Source organism: Microbacterium sp., from assembly GCF_046295495.1.
Classification (GTDB): domain Bacteria; phylum Actinomycetota; class Actinomycetes; order Actinomycetales; family Microbacteriaceae; genus Microbacterium.
The window spans coordinates 1-18,706 of record NZ_JBKBNC010000047.1 but is presented as its reverse complement, the minus strand read 5'-3'; the positions used below and the strand labels follow the sequence as shown (position 1 = coordinate 18,706).

At 70.9% G+C, this 18,706-nt stretch carries 17 protein-coding genes and 1 pseudogene; 3 read left to right on the top strand and 15 right to left on the bottom strand.

Translation table 11 applies throughout. The features are described from left to right. From ACK4LS_RS13020 to ACK4LS_RS12995, 6 genes and pseudogenes are all read right to left on the bottom strand, one after another. Positions 1–207 (bottom strand): annotated as a pseudogene (locus tag ACK4LS_RS13020) (hypothetical protein); the annotation flags it as partial. A gap of 1 nt (position 208) precedes the next feature. Then, positions 209–682: a Holliday junction resolvase RuvX gene (ruvX, locus tag ACK4LS_RS13015; protein ID WP_409717935.1), complete on the bottom strand. Its 474-nt coding sequence runs from the start codon at positions 680–682 to the stop codon at positions 209–211. Next, a complete protein-coding gene (alaS, locus tag ACK4LS_RS13010) occupies positions 679–3,363 on the bottom strand; it encodes an alanine--tRNA ligase (protein ID WP_409717933.1) in 2,685 nt (894 codons plus the stop codon). The genes ruvX and alaS overlap by 4 nt, the downstream gene beginning before the upstream one ends. 63 nt (positions 3,364–3,426) lie before the next feature. Next, positions 3,427–3,747: an ATPase gene (locus tag ACK4LS_RS13005; protein ID WP_409717930.1), complete on the bottom strand. Its 321-nt coding sequence runs from the start codon at positions 3,745–3,747 to the stop codon at positions 3,427–3,429. A gap of 369 nt (positions 3,748–4,116) precedes the next feature. Beyond that, positions 4,117–4,746 carry a 30S ribosomal protein S4 gene (rpsD, locus tag ACK4LS_RS13000; protein WP_409717927.1) on the bottom strand — a complete coding sequence of 210 codons (630 nt, stop codon included), beginning with the start codon at positions 4,744–4,746 and terminating at the stop codon, positions 4,117–4,119. A 185-nt stretch (positions 4,747–4,931) separates the two neighbouring features. After that, positions 4,932–6,386 (bottom strand): replication-associated recombination protein A, encoded by a 1,455-nt coding sequence (locus ACK4LS_RS12995; protein WP_409717924.1) that lies wholly within the window; start codon positions 6,384–6,386, stop codon positions 4,932–4,934. A gap of 109 nt (positions 6,387–6,495) precedes the next feature. Here ACK4LS_RS12995 and ACK4LS_RS12990 point away from each other — a divergent pair, with 109 nt between their 5' ends. From ACK4LS_RS12990 to ACK4LS_RS12980, 3 genes are all read left to right on the top strand, one after another. Continuing rightward, the gene (locus ACK4LS_RS12990; protein ID WP_409717921.1) at positions 6,496–6,807 is read left to right on the top strand and encodes a dioxygenase; all 312 of its coding nucleotides are present in this window, start codon (positions 6,496–6,498) and stop codon (positions 6,805–6,807) included. 81 nt (positions 6,808–6,888) lie between these two features. After that, complete coding sequence (locus ACK4LS_RS12985; RefSeq protein ID WP_409717918.1) at positions 6,889–8,544, top strand: DUF349 domain-containing protein; 1,656 nt, start codon at positions 6,889–6,891, stop codon at positions 8,542–8,544. A gap of 64 nt (positions 8,545–8,608) precedes the next feature. Then, on the top strand, positions 8,609–9,148 hold the full coding sequence (locus ACK4LS_RS12980; RefSeq protein ID WP_409717915.1) for a hypothetical protein: 540 nt from the start codon (positions 8,609–8,611) through the stop codon (positions 9,146–9,148). Between the two features lie 106 nt (positions 9,149–9,254). On the opposite strand, the gene ACK4LS_RS12975 is transcribed toward ACK4LS_RS12980, so the two are convergent. From ACK4LS_RS12975 to pdxT, 9 genes are all read right to left on the bottom strand, one after another. Next, complete coding sequence (locus ACK4LS_RS12975; RefSeq protein WP_409717912.1) at positions 9,255–11,504, bottom strand: RelA/SpoT family protein; 2,250 nt, start codon at positions 11,502–11,504, stop codon at positions 9,255–9,257. Positions 11,505–11,565: 61 nt separating this feature from the next. Further along, entirely contained in the window at positions 11,566–12,552 is a 987-nt protein-coding gene (gene secF / locus ACK4LS_RS12970) for a protein translocase subunit SecF (protein ID WP_409717909.1), read from the bottom strand. Next, entirely contained in the window at positions 12,552–14,258 is a 1,707-nt protein-coding gene (gene secD / locus ACK4LS_RS12965; RefSeq protein ID WP_409717906.1) for a protein translocase subunit SecD, read from the bottom strand. Before secD ends, secF begins: the two co-directional genes overlap by 1 nt. Positions 14,259–14,308: 50 nt before the next feature. After that, entirely contained in the window at positions 14,309–14,767 is a 459-nt protein-coding gene (gene yajC, locus ACK4LS_RS12960) for a preprotein translocase subunit YajC (protein WP_409717903.1), read from the bottom strand. Between the two features lie 91 nt (positions 14,768–14,858). Then, a complete protein-coding gene (gene ruvB / locus ACK4LS_RS12955; RefSeq protein ID WP_409717900.1) occupies positions 14,859–15,905 on the bottom strand; it encodes a Holliday junction branch migration DNA helicase RuvB in 1,047 nt (348 codons plus the stop codon). Beyond that, positions 15,898–16,518 (bottom strand): Holliday junction branch migration protein RuvA, encoded by a 621-nt coding sequence (gene ruvA / locus ACK4LS_RS12950; RefSeq protein ID WP_409717897.1) that lies wholly within the window; start codon positions 16,516–16,518, stop codon positions 15,898–15,900. Before ruvA ends, ruvB begins: the two co-directional genes overlap by 8 nt. 9 nt (positions 16,519–16,527) lie before the next feature. Then, the gene (gene ruvC, locus ACK4LS_RS12945) at positions 16,528–17,130 is read right to left on the bottom strand and encodes a crossover junction endodeoxyribonuclease RuvC (RefSeq protein WP_409717894.1); all 603 of its coding nucleotides are present in this window, start codon (positions 17,128–17,130) and stop codon (positions 16,528–16,530) included. Between the two features lie 48 nt (positions 17,131–17,178). Next, positions 17,179–17,937: a YebC/PmpR family DNA-binding transcriptional regulator gene (locus ACK4LS_RS12940; RefSeq protein ID WP_243499409.1), complete on the bottom strand. Its 759-nt coding sequence runs from the start codon at positions 17,935–17,937 to the stop codon at positions 17,179–17,181. Positions 17,938–18,083: 146 nt separating this feature from the next. Further along, positions 18,084–18,706 (bottom strand): pyridoxal 5'-phosphate synthase glutaminase subunit PdxT (gene pdxT / locus ACK4LS_RS12935; RefSeq protein WP_409717891.1); only part of this gene is annotated, 623 nt, incomplete at its 5' end.

Below are 18,706 nucleotides of genomic sequence, written 5' to 3'. Positions count from 1 at the left end.
GGTCGGGGCGGCATCCGCCCCGCTCGCGGTGGTCTCGGTGGGACCTGTCTGCGTGCGGCGGGCCTCGCGGGCGGCGCGGCGCGAGGGCGGGGTGCCCTCTTCCGCCGGGCCTGCGGCGTCCGTCGACCGCGCGCCGGTGCGCGGGTCGGGCAGACGGCTGTACAGGTCGGCGAACGGGTCGTTCTCGGGATGCTGGTTCTCGGGCATGTCAGGCGGGCTCCTGTCCCGGTGATACGGCGGGTCCGGCCGGCTCGCCGGACTGTCGCTCCACGTCGAGCGCCTGCTGCAGCAGCACCACAGCGGCGACTTGATCAACAATGCTACGAGAATCCCGCTGGGAACGGCCTGCCTCCCGCAGGACGCTGTGCGCCGAGACGGTGCTCAACCGCTCGTCGACCAGCCGTACCGGCATCGGCAGAGCCGCCGCCAGGGCCGCCGCGAACGATCGCGCGTCCTTGGTCGAGGGCGTGTCGTCGCCGCGCAGGTTGAGCGGCAGCCCGACGAGCACCTCGAAAGCCTCGTACTCGGCGGCCAGCGCCACGATGCGGCGCACGGGCTCGCCCTTGCGGCGCACCGTCTCCACCGGCACGGCCAGCACGCCGTCGGGATCGGAGCGCGCCACGCCCACGCGGGCGCGCCCCACATCGATCCCCAGCCGGATGCCGCGGCGGAACGCCGTCACGCGGTGATCGCCCGCACGTCGCCGACGATTCCCTCCAACGCCTGCGGCAGGGCCGCGGCATCCGTTCCGCCGCCCTGGGCGACATCGGGTCGTCCGCCGCCGCCGCCGCCGAGGACCCCGGCGGCGCTCTTGGCGAGGGCGCCGGCGGCGAGGCCGCGCTCGCGTGCGGCGTCGTTGGTCACCACGACCACCGTGGCGCGGCCGGCGGTGACCGCCGCGAGGGCGACGACCGCGGGGTCGGAGCCGAGGCGGTCACGCACCTGCAGCGCGAGCGATCGCACGTCGTCGGCGGAGGCACCCTCGCCGAGGCTCTGCGCCACGACGCGCACGGCTCCCACCGCGACCGCCGACTCGACGAGCTGCGGCAGACGACCGGTGAGGGCCTGGGCCTCGAAGGAGGCGATCTTCTTCTCGGCGGCCTTGAGGCTCGCGGCGAGCTCGGCGATGCGGGTCGGCAACTGCTCGCGCGGGGTCTTCAAGCTCGAGCTGAGCTGCGAGACGATCGCGCGCTCGGCGGCGAGATCGCGGAAGGCGTCGAGGCCCACGAGGGCCTCCACGCGGCGGTTCGACGCGCCGACCGACTGCTCGCCGACGAGGTTGACCAGACCGATCTCGGCGCTGCGCGCGACGTGTGTGCCACCGCAGAGTTCCCGAGACCACGGGCCGCCGATGTCGACCATGCGCACGGTGTCGCCGTACTTCTCGCCGAACAGCGCCATGGCGCCCGCGGCCTTGGCCTCGTCGAGCGACATCACCCGCGTGGTGACCTCGAGGTTGTCGCGCACGGCATTGTTGGCGATGTCCTCGATCTCGGTGCGGGTTTCGGGCGAGAGCGCCGAGCCCCAGCTGAAGTCGAAGCGCATGTAACCGGCGCGGTTGAGCGAGCCGGTCTGGGTCGCGCTCTTTCCGAGCGTGTCGCGGATCGCGGCGTGCACGAGGTGCGTCGCGGTGTGGGCCTGCTGCGCCGCGTGGCGGTTGAGGCCGTCGACGACCGTGGTGGCCGGGGCGCCGACCGACACCTCGCCCGTGGTGACCTCGACGGTGTGGCTGACCAGGCCCGGAACGGGACGCTGCACGTCGAGCACCTCGAGCTCGTAGCCCGGACCCACGATCACGCCCTTGTCGGCGACCTGACCGCCCGACTCGGCGTAGAGGGCGGTCTCGGCGAGGATGACCTCGGCGATCTGCCCCTCCGCGGCGCGGTCGGTCCCCCGGCCCTGGACCAGGATGCCGAGCACGCTGGACTCCGTCTGCAGCTCGGTGTAGCCGGTGAACACCGTCTCGCCGAGCGCGCGGAACTCGCGGTAGGCGCTCTGGTCGGCGATCGCGCCCTTGCGCGCGCGGGCGTCGGCCTTGGCGCGGGTGCGCTGTTCCTGCATGAGCGTGTCGAAGGCGGCGCGGTCGACGCTCAGGCCCGCTTCCTCCGCGATCTCGAGCGTGAGGTCGATGGGGAAGCCGTAGGTGTCGTGCAGCAGGAAGGCCTCGGAGCCCGAGAGCGTCGTCCCGCCGTCGTTCTTGGCCTCCACGACCGACTGATCGAGGATGGCCGATCCCGCCGCGAGCGTGCGGAGGAACGTCTGCTCCTCGGCGATCGCGTAGGCCGAGAGGCGCGTGTAGTCGCTCTCGACCTCGGGGTAGGACTCCTTCATCGCGTCGCGCGAGGCGGCGAAGAGCTCGGGGAAGGTCGCGCCGTCCACGCCGAGAAGGCGCATCGAGCGGATGGCGCGGCGCATGATGCGGCGGAGGATGTAGCCGCGACCCTCGTTCGAGGGGGTGACGCCGTCGGCGAGCAGCATGAGCGAGGAGCGCACGTGGTCGGCGACGATGCGCAGGCGCACGTCGTCGTCGTGCGAGTGATCGTCGCGGGACGGGTCGCCGTAGGACTTGCCCGCGAGCTTCGCCGCCAGGTCGAGCACCGGGCGAACCTGGTCGGTCTCGTACATGTTGTCGACGCCCTGCTTGATGAACGCGATGCGCTCCAGACCCATGCCGGTGTCGATGTTCTTGGCGGGTAGCTCGCCGACGATGTCGAAGTCGTACTTCGAGCGCACGTTGGTGATCTCGTACTGCATGAACACGAGGTTCCAGATCTCGACGTACCGGTCGTCGTCGGTGGCGGGTCCCCCGTCGATACCGTAGGCGGGGCCGCGGTCGAAGAAGATCTCCGAGCAGGGTCCTGCCGGGCCGGGCAGACCCGTCGACCAGTAGTTCGTGTCCTTGCCGAGCCGCTGGATGCGCTCCTCGGGAAGGTCGGTGAGGGTGCGCCAGAGGTCGTGCGCCTCGTCGTCCTCCTCGTACACGGTGACCCAGAGGTCCTTCGGGTCGAAGGCGAGACCGCCCTCCGCCTCGGGGGCGGTGAGAAGCTCCCAGGCGTACCGGATCGCGTCTTCCTTGAAGTAGTCGCCGAACGACCAGTTGCCCAGCATCTGGAAGAAGGTGCCGTGGCGGGGCGTCTTGCCGACCTCTTCGATGTCGTTCGTGCGGATGCACTTCTGCACGTCGGCGGCGCGCGGGTACGGCGGCGGCACGACACCGCTGAGGTAGGGGATGAAGGGCACCATGCCCGCCACGGTGAACAGCAGGGCCGGGTCGTCGGTGACGAGCGAGGCCGAGGGGACGATCGTGTGGTTCTTCTTCTCGAAGAAATCGAGGAAGCGCTGGGCGATCTCGGCGGTTTTCATGGCGGGTCTTTCCGTGCGCGTGCGGAGGAGCCCCGGCTGGGCGGGGCGGGTTCCGCGGGGAGGTCAGTCGGAGGGGGAAACGTTCTTCTTGGTCGCGGCGACGGCGTCGGAGACCGCCTCACCGGCGGTGTCGGCGACGTGGTCGACGGTGTCGGAGACGCGGTCGGCCGCGGAGGAGGTGACGGCCTTGGCGTCGTCGATGATGTCCGAGAGGCGCGTTTCCTGGTCGTGGTAGGCATCGCTCATGCGCTCGGTGAATTCGCCGATGCGCGCGTCGAGCTGGGCGAACGCCTCCTGACCACGGGGGTCTTTGTTGACGACGTGCGCGGCGATGAAACCGCCGACGATGCCCAACGCGAACCAGACGAGGCTTTTCACGATCACCACTTCTTCCTCGAGACGACACCGCGGTCGCGGCATCCCTCATCGTAGGCGAAGGCCCCTGTGCGCCGCGCGAGCAAGACCGACGGATGCCACGCTCGGGCATCCGCGACGGTCAGCGCGCGCCGCCGCGGCAGCGTGCCGGCTCCGCTGCGGACCCGACGCAGGAGAATCGCCCCGCGCCGGCGTCCCCGGCCCGGCGTTCGCGGGTCGCTTCGGGCGGATCTCCTGCGTCCTGCCCTCCGACGCGGGTCCGGACGCACGGTGCGGTCGCGACGCGCGGCCCCGCGACCCGCGGGGCGGCCCGGCGCAGGGCCACGCGGAAACGACGAAGGGCGCCGGGAGAACCCGACGCCCTTGTGTCCGCTGGGATCAGCGAGCGGCGTAGTACTCGACGACGAGCTGCACGTCGCACGTGACGGGCACCTCGGCGCGCTTGGGACGACGCACGAGCTTCGTCTGCAGCGTGGAGAGGTCGACCTCGAGGTAGCCCGGAACGGGGGGCAGCACTTCGGCGTGCCCGCCGGCGGCGGCGACCTGGAAGGGCTCGAGGCCCTCGCTCTTGGTCTTGACGTGGATCGTCTGACCCGGCTTCACGCGGAACGACGGGCGGTCCACGAGCTGGCCGTCGACCATGATGTGGCGGTGCACGACGAGCTGACGGGCCTGCGCGGTGGTGCGGGCGAAGCCCGAACGCACGACGAGGGCGTCCAGACGCATCTCGAGCAGCTCGACCAGGTTCTCACCGGTCAGGCCGTCGGTGCGGCGGGCCTCGTTGAACGCGATGCGCAGCTGCTTCTCGCGGATGCCGTACTGCTCGCGCAGACGCTGCTTCTCGCGCAGACGGACGGCGTAGTCGCTGTCGGCCTTGCGCTTGGTGCGGCCGTGCTCACCGGGAGCGTAGGGACGCTTCTCGAGGTAGCGGGCGGCCTTGGGGGTGAGCGCGACGCCGAGGGCGCGCGACAGACGCACCTTGCGGCGGTCCTGAGACTTCGTGGTCACGAAGTTCTCCTTCCGATGACGTGGCCGCGCCTTTCGCGGCTCACGGGCGTATCGCCCCCTTCCGCCCGATCCGAGGCGCACGCCGGGGCGCACCGGAGGGTGATCACAGGAAGGAGGGGATGCCCGAAAACCCTGTTTCGAGCCGGTTCATGCTATCAGAGCCCGCCGGGCGGCACCGGAGAGCCTCAGGAGCCGTCGAGGATGCGGCGGATCTTCTCGAGCCGAGCCGAGACGTCGCGCTCGGCCCCGTGGTTCGTGGGCTCGTAGTAGCGGCGCCCGCGCAGCTCGTCGGGCAGGTACTGCTGGGTGACGATCCCGATCTCGCTGTCGTGCGCGTACTTGTATCCCTTGCCGTGGCCCAGGCGCTTGGCCCCCGGATAGTGCGCGTCGCGCAGGTGCATCGGCACGCGACCGAAGCCGCCGGCGCGCACGTCGGCGATCGCCGCGTTGATGGCGTTGTACGCCGCGTTCGACTTCGCGGTCGTGGCCAGGTACACCGTCGCCTCGGCCAGGGGGATCCGCCCCTCCGGCATGCCGATGAAGGCCACCGCGTCGGCGGCCGCCACCGCGATCTGCAGAGCCTGCGGGTCGGCCATCCCGATGTCCTCCGCGGCCGAGATGACCAGCCGCCGCGCGATGAAGCGGGGGTCTTCGCCGGCCTCGATCATGCGCGCGAGGTAGTGGATCGCGGCATCCGGGTCGGAACCGCGCACCGACTTGATGAAGGCACTGATGACGTCGTAGTGCTCGTCGCCCTGGCGGTCGTAGCGCAGGAGCGCCCGGTCGACGGCCTGCGCGATGTGGTCGGCCGTGATCACGGGGAGGTCGGCGGTGGCTGCCTCGGCGTCTTCCGACCGACCGGGCCCGTCCTCCTCGCCGTCCTCGTGGTCGTCGGTGTCGTCGTCGTCGTCGTCGGTGTCGTCGTCGACCGGGCCGAGGGTCGAGGGGGACGCCCCCGCATCGTCGCCGGCGACCGAGGCGGCGGCTTCGAGGGCCGTGAGCGCACGGCGCGCATCACCCGAGGCCAGTCGCACGAGGGTGGCGCGGGCCTCGGGATCGAGCAGCACCCGTCCGGCGAGCCCGCGTGGATCGACGACGGCGCGGTCGACGAGGGCACCCAGGTCGTCGTCGCCGAGCGGTCGCAGGGTCAGCAGCAGCGACCGTGACAGCAGCGGCGAGATGACAGAGAACGAGGGGTTCTCGGTGGTGGCGGCGATGAGCACGACCCAGCCGTTCTCGACCCCCGGCAGGAGGGCGTCTTGCTGGGCTTTGGTGAAGCGGTGGATCTCGTCGAGGAAGAGGATGGTCGACTGCCCGTACAGGTCGCGCTGGGTGAGGGCCTCTTGCATGACCTCGCGCACGTCTTTGACGCCGGCGGTGATGGCCGACAGCTCGACGAACCGGCGGCCCGAGGAGCGGGCGATCGCCTGGGCGAGCGTGGTCTTGCCGGTGCCCGGCGGGCCCCACAGGATGACGGACACCGCCGACGCCGGAGCGGAGGAGTCGGTGGTGGCGAGAGTGACCAGCGGTGAGCCCGGGCGCAGCAGATGCCCCTGGCCGGCGACCTCGTCGAGGCTCACGGGGCGCATGCGCACCGCGAGCGGCGTCTGGCCCTGGAAGAGCGCGGAGGAAGGCGTCACCCGTCCAGGCTAGCCGCGGCCTCCGACACCGGCGCGCGGGGCCTCACGCGGGGGCCGATGGCGCCTTTGTAGGATCGAGGGGCCCGGTCGGCGGGCGGAGGAGGTCGATGTGGCGACGCGCGGGAAAGACCGGCAGACGCGGGAGCAGCGCGAGCGAGCGCGCGCGTACCAGGCACGACTGGAGCTGCACGAGCGGCAGGGGCGCCGCCGCACCCGCGACAACCTCATCGCCCTCGTCGTCGGCCTCGTCGTGATCGCGGGAGCGGTCGCCGTGCAGACGGCGTACTTCGTCGCGGGGCCCGGAACGCCCGCCCCCTCCCCGAGCGCGCCGTCCGAGACCCCCTCGACCACGCCGACCGACGCGCCGACCCCGGCCGCGAGCGAGGCGCCCGCGCCGTCGCCCGAGACGACCGCACCCTGAGCCTGTGTCGGCCGGGCCGCTCGTACTAGGCTCGGAGGGTCCTTCTCCCCCAGGCGGTTCTGCCGCGATGAGGTGCTACCCGTGACTTCCGCTCCCACTCCCGAGACCTCCGACCCGCGCGACGACGCGAACTCCCCCGAGGTCGACGCCCCGACCGCGAACGCGGCCGCCCCCGACGACTCCACTGCCCCCGCGGCCGACGAGGCGGCTTCTGTCGAGACCGCGTCCGATGACGCACCGACGGCCGACGCCCCGGCTCAGGATGCCGCGTCGGCCGAAGACGCCGCGTCCGACGCCGCTGCGGTTTCCGACGCCGACGAGTCGGCCGCAGAGGCGCATGCGGATGCCGTGGAGCCCGAGACCGACGAGCCCGCTGCCGCGGAGCCCGAGGAGGCCGTTGCCGTCGAGGCCGTCGCCGACGAGCACCCCGCCGCGTCGCAGACCGCCGCGCGTCCCGTGCCGGGTGCCCGCATCCCCGGTCCGCCGCCGGGCGTCGCCGCCTCGAAGACGGCCAGTGAGCCATGGGGCCGCGTCGACGACGAAGGCACCGTCTCGGTGCGAGAGGCTGACGGCTGGCGCGTCGTGGGTCAGTACCCCGACGGCACCCCCGCCGAGGCTCTCGCCTACTTCCAGCGCAAGTTCGGCGACCTCGTCGGCGAGGTGACGCTGCTCGAAACCCGTCACCGTCGCGGTGGGGCTTCGGCATCCGACCTCCGTTCCACCGCCAAGACGCTGCGCGGAAAGCTCGACGGCGCGGCCGCGGTCGGAGACCTGGCCGCGCTCATCGCCCGTGTCGACGCGCTCACGTCCGAGCTCGCCGAGGCGAGCGAGACCGAGTCGGCGGCCGCGAAGCAGGCGACCGAGGAAGCCGTGCGCGAACGCACCGCCATCGTCGAGGAGGCCGAGGCGCTCGCCGCGCGCGACCCGCAGACGGTGCAGTGGAAGCAGATGACGGCCGACATGGCCGCGCTCTTCGACCGGTGGCAGGCGCACCAGCAGAACGCACCGCGCCTGTCGAAGTCGACCGCCCAGCAGCTGTGGCGCCGGTTCCGCGACGCGCGCGCCACGGTCGACCGACACCGCCGCGAGTTCTTCTCCTCGCTCGACGAGGTGCACAAGGCCGCCCGCGAGGCGAAGACCCGTCTCGTCGAGCGCGCCGAGGCCCTCGCCCCGCGCGGCGAAGACGGTATCGGCGCCTATCGCGACCTCCTCGACGCCTGGAAGGCGACCGGTCGTGCCGGCCGCAAGGTCGACGATGCGCTGTGGGCGCGGTTCAAGGCGGCGGGAGACGCCCTCTACGGTGCCCGCATCGAGCGCGAGTCGGCCGACGCCGAGGCGTCGAAGGAGAAGATCGAGCAGAAGCGCGTGCTCCTTCGCGAGGCGGCGCCCATCGTCGACGAGAAGAACCTCGCCACGGCCCGGCAGAAGCTCACCGCGATCCAGCGGCAGTGGGACGAGATCGGTCGGATCTTCCCCCGCGACCAGGAACGCGTTCTCGACGACGAGCTCCGCAAGATCGAGCAGAGCGTGCGCACCCGCGAAGACGCCGACTGGAAGCGCAACGACCCCGAGCAGAAGGCCCGAGCCAACGACATGACGCGTCAGCTGACCGACGCGATCGACAAGCTCGAGGCGGAGCTCGCCGATGCCACCGCGCGCGGCGACAAGCGCGCTGCGGCCCAGGCGTCCGAGGCCCTGGAGGCGCGCCGCACCTGGCTCCGTGCCCTCGGCGGCTGACCCGCTTCTCCACAGATTCGACGGTTCTCCGTCACGGGCGACATCGCCCCGCCACACTGGCGGGATGGTGTCGCCCTTCCTGTTCTTCCCCGACGAGAGGCTCTCGCTCGCCGAGCTCACCGCCGCATGTCTGGACGGGTGGCTCGTGCCGCTCGGCGAGGGTTTCATGCCGGCGGATGCCGCTGAGACGACGTGGATGCGCGCGCGCAGTCTCGCTCCCCTGCTCGACGACCGATGGGGTGCCGTGCGTCGTTCGGCGGCGTGGGTCCACGGCGGGGTCGCCGAAGAGCCCTCGCGTCATCACCTGCAGCGCATCCGCGAGTCCCGGGTGCGCTCGCGTCACGATCCGCGCGCGGTGTTCCACGACGTGCGACTCCCCTCCGCCGACCTGCAGCGGATCGGGGGCACCGCCGTGAGCACGCCGGCGCGCACCCTCGTCGACCTCGCCCGCTCCGACGACCCCGACGACACCGCCGCCGCTCGCGCGTGGGCGGACCACGACCCGGTCGTCGCCGCCCACGCTGAACAGTGGCTGCACCGGCATCCCCGGTTCCCGCACGCGCGGCGCGCGGCGCACGTGCTGGGCGGGGTGGCGGCCCCCTGAGCCGAGCGGCGTTCGCGGCCGTGGGCAGGGCGGGGTCGATCCGCCGCGCGAGCCTTCCCTCTACGGCGACACGGGGCGGGCCGCGCGCCGTCCGCGGCGGCGGCGCTTAGGAGGACGTGACGCGGTAGACGTCGTAGACGGCGTCGATGCGACGCACCGCGTTGAGCACGCGGTCGAGGTGCACGGTGTCGCCCATCTCGAAGACGAACTTGCTCAGCGCCAGGCGATCGTTGGTCGTCGAGACCGTCGCCGACAGGATGTTCACGTGGTGCTCGCTGAGCACGCGGGTCACGTCGCTCAGCAGGCCCGAGCGGTCGAGCGCCTCGACCTGGATCTGCACGAGGAACACGCTCTTGGTGGTCGGCGCCCACTCCACGTCGATGAGGCGGTCGGGCTCTTCTTTCAGGGCCTTGACGTTCGTGCAGTCGCCGCGGTGAACGGAGACGCCGCTCCCGCGCGTCACGAAGCCGACGATCTCATCCCCCGGCACGGGTGTGCAGCACTTGGCGAGCTTGACGAGGATGTCGGGCGCCCCGCGCACGAGCACGCCCGAGTCGCCTCCGCGCGGCGCGCGACTGCGGCCCACCGGGATGTCGATCGGACCGGTGTTGGTCTCCTCGACGCTCACGAGCGCCGTGACCTTCTCGATCACGGACTGCGTCGAGACATGTCCCTCGCCGACGGCCGCGTACAGGGCCGAGACGTCTTCGTAGTGGAACTGGCGCGCCACCTCGGTGAAGGAGTCCTGGTTCATCAACCGCTGCAGCGGGAGGTTCTGCCGACGCATCGCACGGGCGATGGAGTCCTTGCCCTGCTCGATCGCCTCTTCGCGGCGCTCCTTGGTGAACCATCCACGGATCTTGTTGCGCGCCCGCGTGCTCTTGACGAACCCGAGCCAGTCCTGGCTGGGGCCCGCGTCGGGATTCTTCGACGTGAAGACCTCGACGACGTCGCCGCTCTGCAGGGTCGACTCCAGAGGTACGAGGCGACCGTTCACCTTCGCACCCATCGTGCGGTGCCCGATCTCGGTGTGCACGGCGTAGGCGAAGTCGACCGGGGTGGCGCCGGTGGGCAGCCCCACCACGCGCCCCTTCGGCGTGAAGACGTAGACCTCTTTCGCGCCGATCTCGAAGCGCAGCGAGTCGAGGAACTCCCCCGGGTCGGCGGTCTCTGCCTGCCAGTCGGAGATGTGGGCGATCCAGGCCATGTCGGCGTCGACGGCCTTGGCATCCGTCTTGCCGCCCGCCATGCGCTCCTTGTACTTCCAGTGCGCGGCGACGCCGAACTCGGCCTGCTGGTGCATCTCGTGCGTTCGGATCTGGATCTCGACGGTGCGACCGCCGGGACCGATGACCGTCGTGTGGAGCGACTGGTACAGGTTGAACTTCGGGGTGGCGATGTAGTCCTTGAAGCGCCCGGGCAGCGGCGTCCATCGTGCGTGGATGGCGCCGAGCACCGCGTAGCAGTCGCGCACGGTGCCGACGAGGATGCGGATGCCGATGAGGTCGTAGATGTCGTCGAACTCGCGGCCGCGCACGACCATCTTCTGGTACACCGAGTAGAGCTGCTTCGGCCGGCCCATGACACGGCCCCGCACCCGGAGCTCGCGCAGGTCGGCGTCGACGGCGTCGATGACGTTCTGCACGTACTGCTCGCGCTGCGGGGTCCGCTGCTTCACGAGGCTGTCGATCTCGGCGTAGAGCTTGGGGTGCATGACCGCGAACGAGAGGTCTTCGAGCTCGCTCTTGATGGCTTGGATGCCGAGGCGATGCGCGAGGGGTGCGTAGATCTCGAGCGTCTCGGTGGCCTTCTTCGCCGCCTTGTGCGGGGGGACGAAGCCCCAGGTGCGCGCGTTGTGGAGGCGGTCCGCGAGCTTGATGAGCAGCACGCGGATGTCTTTCGACATCGCCACGATCATCTTTCGCACCGTCTCGGCCTGGGCGCTGTCGCCGTACTTGACCTTGTCGAGCTTGGTGACGCCGTCGACGAGCATGGCGACCTCGTCGCCGAAGTCGGCGGCGAGCTCGTCGAGCGGATACCCCGTGTCTTCCACGGTGTCGTGCAACAGGGCTGCGGCGATGGCCTTGGGGCCGAGGCCCAGTTCTGCGAGGATCTGCGCGACCGCGAGCGGGTGCGTGATGTAGGGCTCGCCGCTCTGGCGCTTCTGGCCGTCGTGGGCCTTGTCGGCCACCGCGTAGGCGCGCTCGATGATCGCGAGGTCGCCCTTGGGGTGGTGCGTGCGGACGGTGCGCAGCAGCTTGTCGACGTCGTCGCGGCGGGCGGCGCGCGAGAAGATGCGCGGGACGAGTCGTCGCAGCGAGGACGGCGGCGGCGCGGACGAAGCGGTTTCGGTCATCGCCACCCCCTCCTCACGGCCAGTCTGTCAAGTCTACGCCCCGGGGGGCGGGGCCCCGGTCTCAGACCGGGACGCCCGCCTTCTCACGAGCGGCGACGACGCGCGCGTCGCGCTGGGCGATCGGCTTCTCCCTCTCGCGCAGCAGCGCGTACATCGGCACCGCGACGAACAGCGTCGAGTACGCCGCGACGATCGTGCCGACGAAGATCGACAGCGAGATGTCGCTGAGCGTGCGGGCACCGAGCGGCACGCCGATGAAGAGGATCGCGCCGACGGGGAGGATCGCGACGACCGTGGTGTTGATCGAGCGGATCAGCGTCTGGTTCGCGGCGAGGTTCACCGACTCCGCGAAGGTGCGGCCGGAGATCTCCCCGTCCTCCCTCGTGTTCTCCCTCACCTTGTCGAACACGACGGTGGTGTCGTACAGGGCGTACGAGAGGATCGTCAGGAATCCGATCACGGCGGCGGGCGAGATCTCGAAGCCGAAGAGCGCGTAGACCCCGATCGTGATGACGAGAACGTCGACGAGTCCGATGATCGCCGCGACCGACATCTTCCACGTGCGGAAGTACAGCGCGAGGATGAGGAAGGTCAGGGCCAGGAAGATCGACAGACCCCACAACGACTGGCGAGTGACGTCGGCACCCCAGGTCGGTCCGATGAAGGAGTCGGTGACCTCCGTCGAGGGAACGTCGTACGCCGTGGCGAGGGCGGCGGAGACGGCCTGCGTCTCGTCGCTGCCGAGCTGGTCGGTCTGCACGCGCACGGCCTGATCGCTGATCGTCGTGACGCGCGTGGTCGCGCCGGGCACGACCGAGGTGACGGCATCGGTGGCCAGTGCCTGGTCGAAGGATGCCGGGTTCGACACGGTGAACTGCGAGCCGCCGGTGAACTCGATCGAGAACTGCACCGGGCGGATGAACGGCACGAGGGCCGCGCCGATCACGAGCGCCGCGGCGATGATGAACCACAGGCGACGACGCTGCACGAACGGGAACGAGGTCTTCCCGGAGTAGAGGTCGTTGCCGAGCTGCGACATGGAGCGCATCAGTCGTCTCCCCCCTTCGTGGAGCGGATATCGCCGCGGGCGGCGGCTAGCTCGGCTTGCTTGCGTTCGGCGATCGTCTGGCGGCGCTGCGCCTCACCCCGGGAGCGCTTCGCCCGGGCCGCGTCGGCGATGGGGGCGCGGAACTCCGCCCGACCGCGGTAGACGGCACCCAGCGCGTTCGGGTCCATGCCCGAGAGCGGGTGGCCGGAGCCGAAGAACCGCGTGCGGGCGAGCAGCTGCATGACCGGGTGGGTGAAGAGGATGAAGATGAGGATGTCGATCGCGGTCGTGAGGCCCAGCGTGAACGCGAAGCCCTTCACCGTGGCATCCGCGAGGATGTACAGCACGACGGCGGCGAGGACGTTGATCGACTTCGAGATGTAGATCGTGCGCTTGGCGCGGGACCATCCGTCTTCCACCGCCGCGGTGATCGACTTCCCGTCGCGCAGTTCGTCGCGGATGCGTTCGAAGTACACGATGAACGAGTCGGCCGTGAAGCCGATGGTCACGATCAGACCCGCGACACCGGCGAGCGAGAGGCGGAAGCCGGCGCGCCAGGCCAGGATGCACAGGGCCAGGTAGGTCAGCACCGCCATCACGGCGAGCGATGCGATGATCACCGTTCCGAGCGCGCGATAGACGATCAGCGAGTAGATCGCCACGAGCCCCAGACCGATCAGACCGGCGATGAAGCCGACCTGCAGCTGCTGCGAGCCGAGGGTCGCCGACACGGTGTCGGAGCTGACGACCGTGAAGCTCAGCGGCAGGGCACCGTACTTGAGCTGGTCGGCGAGGGCTTTCGATGACTCCTGCGTGAAGCTGCCCGTGATGCTCGGGCGGCCGTCGAGGATGATGCCGTTCATCGAGGGCGCCGAGAGAACGTTGCCGTCGAGCACGAACGCGAACTGGTTCTGCGGCGCCTGCGAGGCGTAGAGGCGCTGGCTGATCTCGCCGAAGATGCGCGTGCCCTGGTCGTTGAAGACGAGGTTGACGGCCCACCGGCCGGTGTTCTGCTCCTGGCCGTTGGTGGCATCCGTGATGTCGGTTCCGTCGAGCTCGACCGGACCGAGGATGTACTTCGTGCCGTCCTGCAGCCCGCACGTGATGAGCGGCTGGTCGGTGGGTGCCTGCGCCGGGTTGCTCGGCGGGTTCGCGCAGTCGTACGACAGGAACTGGGCCTGCAGCGCCGGCGTGACGTACGCCAGGTCGCTGGCGTTGGTCGGCGCGGTGGTCGGCGTCGCCGGCAGGCTCGGATCGGGGGTCGGGTAGGGCGTGGAGTTGCCGTCCTCGCCCACGAAGGTGGTCGCCGGGTTGCCGGTGAAGAGCACGGGGCGCAACTGCAGCTGGGCCGAGCTCTGGATGCGCTCACGCGTGGCGTCGTCGGCCTGGCCGGGGATCTGCACCACGATGTTGCGGCCGCCCTCGGTGGCCACGTCGGCCTCGCCGACGCCCGAGGCGTCGACGCGCTGGCGGATGATCGTGACGGCCTGCTGCAGCTGCTCACCGTCGGGCGCGGCGCCGTCGGTGGTCTGGGCCTGCAGGATGATCTGCGTGCCGCCCTGGAGGTCGAGCGCGAGCTCGGGGCTCCAGGAACTGGCGTTGTAGACGTACACGCCGAGCGCGTTGATGCCGAAGAGCACGCCGGTGATGGCGAGCAATCCGGTCAGCACGCGCCAGGCATGACGGACGGGGGTCGAGGGCGCCACGGAGTCGGCTTTCTATGCGGCGGTGAACGGTGGGGGGAACCGGCGAGGCGTCAGGCCTGCGGGCGGTCCTTGTCGGTCGGCTCGGCCTGCGCGTCGTGCTGGCGAGCGGCGCGGTGGTCGTCGCTGATCGAGGTGATGTCGCCGTCGGCGACGCCGGCGATGTACTCGGCCTCGGACTCCTCGGCCTCGATGAACTCGTCCTCGGTGACGGCGCCCTGGCCGGGGTCGACGATGCGGAGCACGGCCTGGCTGTGCACCTTGATGACGACGCCGGGGGCGATCTCGACGTGGGCGGGCTTGTCGAGGTCTTCTCCGTCGTATTCGACGATGGTGCCGTAGAGGCCGCCCTGGAGCAGGACCTCGGCGCCGGGGACCGTCTCGCGGGCCTTCTTCTCGATCTCGGCCTTCTGCTTCTGCATCCGACGGCGCGAGCTGTAGAACATGAAGATCAACAGACCGATGAGCAGGATGACGATGCCGTAGTCGGCGAAGAACCGGGCGATATCCATCGAGGCGGTGCACCTTTCGAGTCAGGCGCGCCGTGCGGCACTGCCTAGCGTGGGTCGAGCGGGGGTCGGGGAATCCCTCGCCGAGTATAGGTCATGACCCCTGGCTGAACCGGAGCAGGCCGTCGGGGTGAGGGGCGCCCAGGTGGTCGTAGGCCTCGGGCGTCGCCACGCGTCCGCGGGGCGTGCGCCCCATGAACCCGATGCGCACGAGGTACGGCTCCACGACCGACTCGATCGTCTCGGGCTCCTCGCCGACCGCGACGGCCAGGGTGCTGAGCCCCACCGGTCCCCCGCGGAAGCGACGCACGAGTGCGTCGAGCACCGCGCGGTCGAGGCGGTCGAGCCCGATGACGTCGACGTCGTACAGGTCGAGGGCGGCGTCGACCGTTCGCACGTCGGCGTCACCGGCATCCGTGCCGCTGGAGGGACCGTGCACGACGAGGTAGTCGCGCACGCGCCGCAGGAGGCGGTTGGCGATGCGGGGCGTGCCGCGCGAGCGGCGGGCGATCTCGGAGCGCGCCGTGCCCGGCAGGCCGACGTCGAGCATGGATGCCGAGCGCGACACGACGCGCTCGAGCTCTTCGGGCTCGTAGTACTCGAGGTGGGCCGTGAACCCGAAGCGGTCGCGCAGCGGGTTGGGGAGGAGCCCCGCGCGGGTGGTGGCGCCGACCAGGGTGAAGGGGGCGAGGTCGAGGGGGATGCTCGTGGCACCGGCGCCCTTGCCGACCATGATGTCGATGCGGAAGTCCTCCATCGCGAGATAGAGCATCTCCTCCGCCGAGCGGGCCATGCGGTGGATCTCGTCGATGAAGAGCACCTCGCCCGGGGTGAGGGAGGACAGCAGCGCTGCGAGGTCGCCGGCGTGTTGGATGGCCGGGCCGCTCGACAGACGCAGCGGCCGGCCGCTCTCGTGGGCGACGATCATGGCCAGCGTCGTCTTGCCGAGGCCGGGAGGGCCCGAGAGCAGGATGTGGTCGGGCGAGCGCTGCTGGATGCGGGCGGCGTCGAGCAGCAGCTGCAGTTGACCGCGCACCTTCTGCTGGCCCACGAACTCCGCGAGCGAGGTGGGGCGCAGGGCCCCCTCGATCGCGAGCTCGGTCTCGTCGTCGGGCGTGCCGGCGTCGCGGACGTCAGCCACCCACGGTCTCCTTGCGCGCCGGGCCGAGGAGAGCGAGGGTGAGACGCAGCAGCGCCTGCACCGAGGCGCGGTCGGCGTCGGAGGCGCTCTCGGCGACGGATGCCACGGCCTCGGTCGCGGTGCGCTCGGTCCAGCCGAGGCCCACGAGCGCCTGCGTCACCTGCAGCGGCACCTGCCCGTGCGGGGCGACGGCGGCGGGGGCGGCGGTGGGGACGACGGCGAGCTTCCCGGCGAGCTGGACGACGATGAGCTTCGCGGTCTTGGGCCCGATGCCCGACACGCGACGGAACGGGGCGTCGTCGTCGTCGGCCACGGCCTGGGCGATCTGCGGCACGGTGAGAGACGACAACACGCCGAGCGCCGACTTGGGGCCCACGCCGGTCACGCTGATCAACTGCGCGAAGACGGTGAGCTCCTCGCGCGTGTCGAAGCCGAAGAGCGAGAGGGCGTCTTCGCGGACGATGAGGTTGGTGTGCAGGTGCACGTCGTCGCCGACGTGCACGGTGCGCGCGAGCTGTGCGGTGACGGCGACCGAGAAGCCGACGCCCCCGACCACGACGACGAGGGAGTCATCGGCGACGTGGGCCACCGCCCCGTGCAGCGAAGAGATCATGCCGAAATCCTACGCGCCGGTTCGTACATGTGTTCGAGCGACACGCACCGGCGGGGTGCGCCTCTTCTCGGCGTCGCGCCACGCGCGTTGCGCGGGGGTGAGGGTCTCCTCGCCGGTGCTCGCCGTCGCTCCCCCGCGCCACGCGTGGCACAGCGCGATGGCGAGGGCGTCGGCGGCGTCCGCGGGCTGGGGAAGCACGTCGAGGCGCAGCACGCGTGCGACCATCGTCTGCACCTGCCGTTTGTCGGCGGAGCCGTAGCCGGTGATCGCGGCTTTGACCTCGCTGGGGGTGTGGGTGGCGGCGGGGATGCCGTGCTCCGCCGCGAGCAGGAGTGCGATGCCGCTCGCCTGGGCGGTGCCCATCACCGAGTGGCGGTTGTTCTGCGCGAACACCCGCTCGACCGCCACCACGTGCGGGTCGTGCGCGCGCAGTACCTCGCGGATGCCGGCGGCGATGGCCGCCAGGCGCTTCTCGATCGGATCGGTCGGCGCCGACCGAGCGACGCCGACGTGCACGAGCGAGGCCGTGCGGTCGGCGGAGACGTCGACCACGCCGATGCCGCAGCGCGTGAGGCCGGGGTCGATGCCGAGGACGCGGAGGGAACGTGACACGGCCCCCACGCTATGCGCAGGGGCCGTGGTCGAGGTCAGGGCGCGCCCTTACTCGTCGTTCTCGAGCTCGGCCTGCACCTCGGCGGTGAGGTCGAAGTTGGTGTAGACGTTCTGCACGTCGTCGCTGTCTTCGAGCGCGTCGATCAGGCGGAACACCTTGCGGGCGGTGTCGGCGTCGACCTCCACCTTGAGCGAGGGGACGAACTCGACGTCGGCGGAGTCGTACTCGATCCCGGCATCCTGCAACGCGCTGCGCACCGACACGAGATCGCTGGCCTCGGTGATCACGCCGAAGCCCTCGCCGTGCGGCTCGACCTCTTCCGCGCCGGCTTCGAGCACGGCGAGCATGACGTCGTCTTCGCTCGTGCCCTCGGAGGGGACGACGATGACGCCCTTGCGGCTGAAGTTGTAGGCGACGCTGCCGGGGTCGGCGAGCGTGCCGCCGTTACGGCTGAGGGCCGTGCGCACCTCGGCCGCGGCGCGGTTCTTGTTGTCGGTCAGACACTCGATGAGGAAGGCGACGCCGTTCGGTCCGTAGCCCTCGTACATGATCGAGGCGTACTCGACCGCTTCGCCGCCGATGCCGGCGCCGCGCTTGATCGCGCGGTCGATGTTGTCTTTGGGGACCGAGGTCTTCTTGGCCTTGAGGACCGCGTCGAACAGCGTCGGGTTGCCCTGGAGATCGGCTCCACCGAGCTTCGCCGCGACCTCGATGTTCTTGATGAGCTTGGCCCACGACTTGGCGCGGCGGGAGTCGATGACCGCCTTCTTGTGCTTGGTCGTGGCCCATTTGGAGTGTCCGGACATTCCCCCATTCTAGAGCGCGAGGGCACCGGTGCCGTGTCTGGCGCGAACGTGCTCGGGGAACCGCTCGTGAGAGCGCGTGTCCCCTCGACCTCCGCGCCGCGCGGACGAACGGAGGTCGCCGAGTCGAGCGAGGGGCTCGAGCGATGTCAGGCGTCGAGAGTGCGACGTGCGTCAGCAGTGCCCGTGGGTGAGGCGCCGAGCGTTCCCGCGACATCCGCATCGCGTCGGCCGCGCACCCGGTCGAGGAATCGCTCGTGAAATCGCGTCTCCCCCGTCGACTCCGGGTGGAACGCCGTGCCCAGCAGGGCGCCCTGCTCGATCGCGACCACGCGGCCGTCGGGGAGGGATGCCAGGGGCTCGGCATCCGGTCCCCACTCCACGACCGCGGGCGCCCGGATGAACACGGCGTGCACCGGCGGATCGCCCAGGGCGGGCACATCGAGGTCGGTCTCGAACGACTGCGTCTGACCGCCGAAGGCGTTGCGCTGAACGCGCACGTCGAGGCCGCCGAACGTCTGCTGACCGGCGATCGCGCCGTCGATGCGGTCGGCAAGGAGGATGAGCCCCGCGCACGTTCCGTACATCGGCATGCCGGCGGCGATGGCCGTGCGGATCGGATCGAAGAGGCCGAAGGCGCGCGCGAGTTTGTCGATCACGCTCGATTCGCCGCCCGGCAGGACGAGCCCGTCGACCTCGGCGAGCTCGGCGGGTCGGCGCACGGGCCGGGCGTCGGCGCCCAGGTCCGCGAGCACGCGCAGGTGCTCGCGGA

Coding starts and splice junctions, on each gene's coding strand:
- ACK4LS_RS12940 (WP_243499409.1), bottom strand. CDS start 17,937: ATGTCCGGACACTCCAAATGGGCCACGACCAAGCACAAGAAGGCGGTC.
- ruvA (WP_409717897.1), bottom strand. CDS start 16,518: ATGATCTCTTCGCTGCACGGGGCGGTGGCCCACGTCGCCGATGACTCC.
- ACK4LS_RS12975 (WP_409717912.1), bottom strand. CDS start 11,504: ATGACCGAAACCGCTTCGTCCGCGCCGCCGCCGTCCTCGCTGCGACGA.
- secF (WP_409717909.1), bottom strand. CDS start 12,552: ATGCGCTCCATGTCGCAGCTCGGCAACGACCTCTACTCCGGGAAGACC.
- alaS (WP_409717933.1), bottom strand. CDS start 3,363: ATGAAAACCGCCGAGATCGCCCAGCGCTTCCTCGATTTCTTCGAGAAG.
- ACK4LS_RS12980 (WP_409717915.1), top strand. CDS start 8,609: ATGGTGTCGCCCTTCCTGTTCTTCCCCGACGAGAGGCTCTCGCTCGCC.
- yajC (WP_409717903.1), bottom strand. CDS start 14,767: ATGGATATCGCCCGGTTCTTCGCCGACTACGGCATCGTCATCCTGCTC.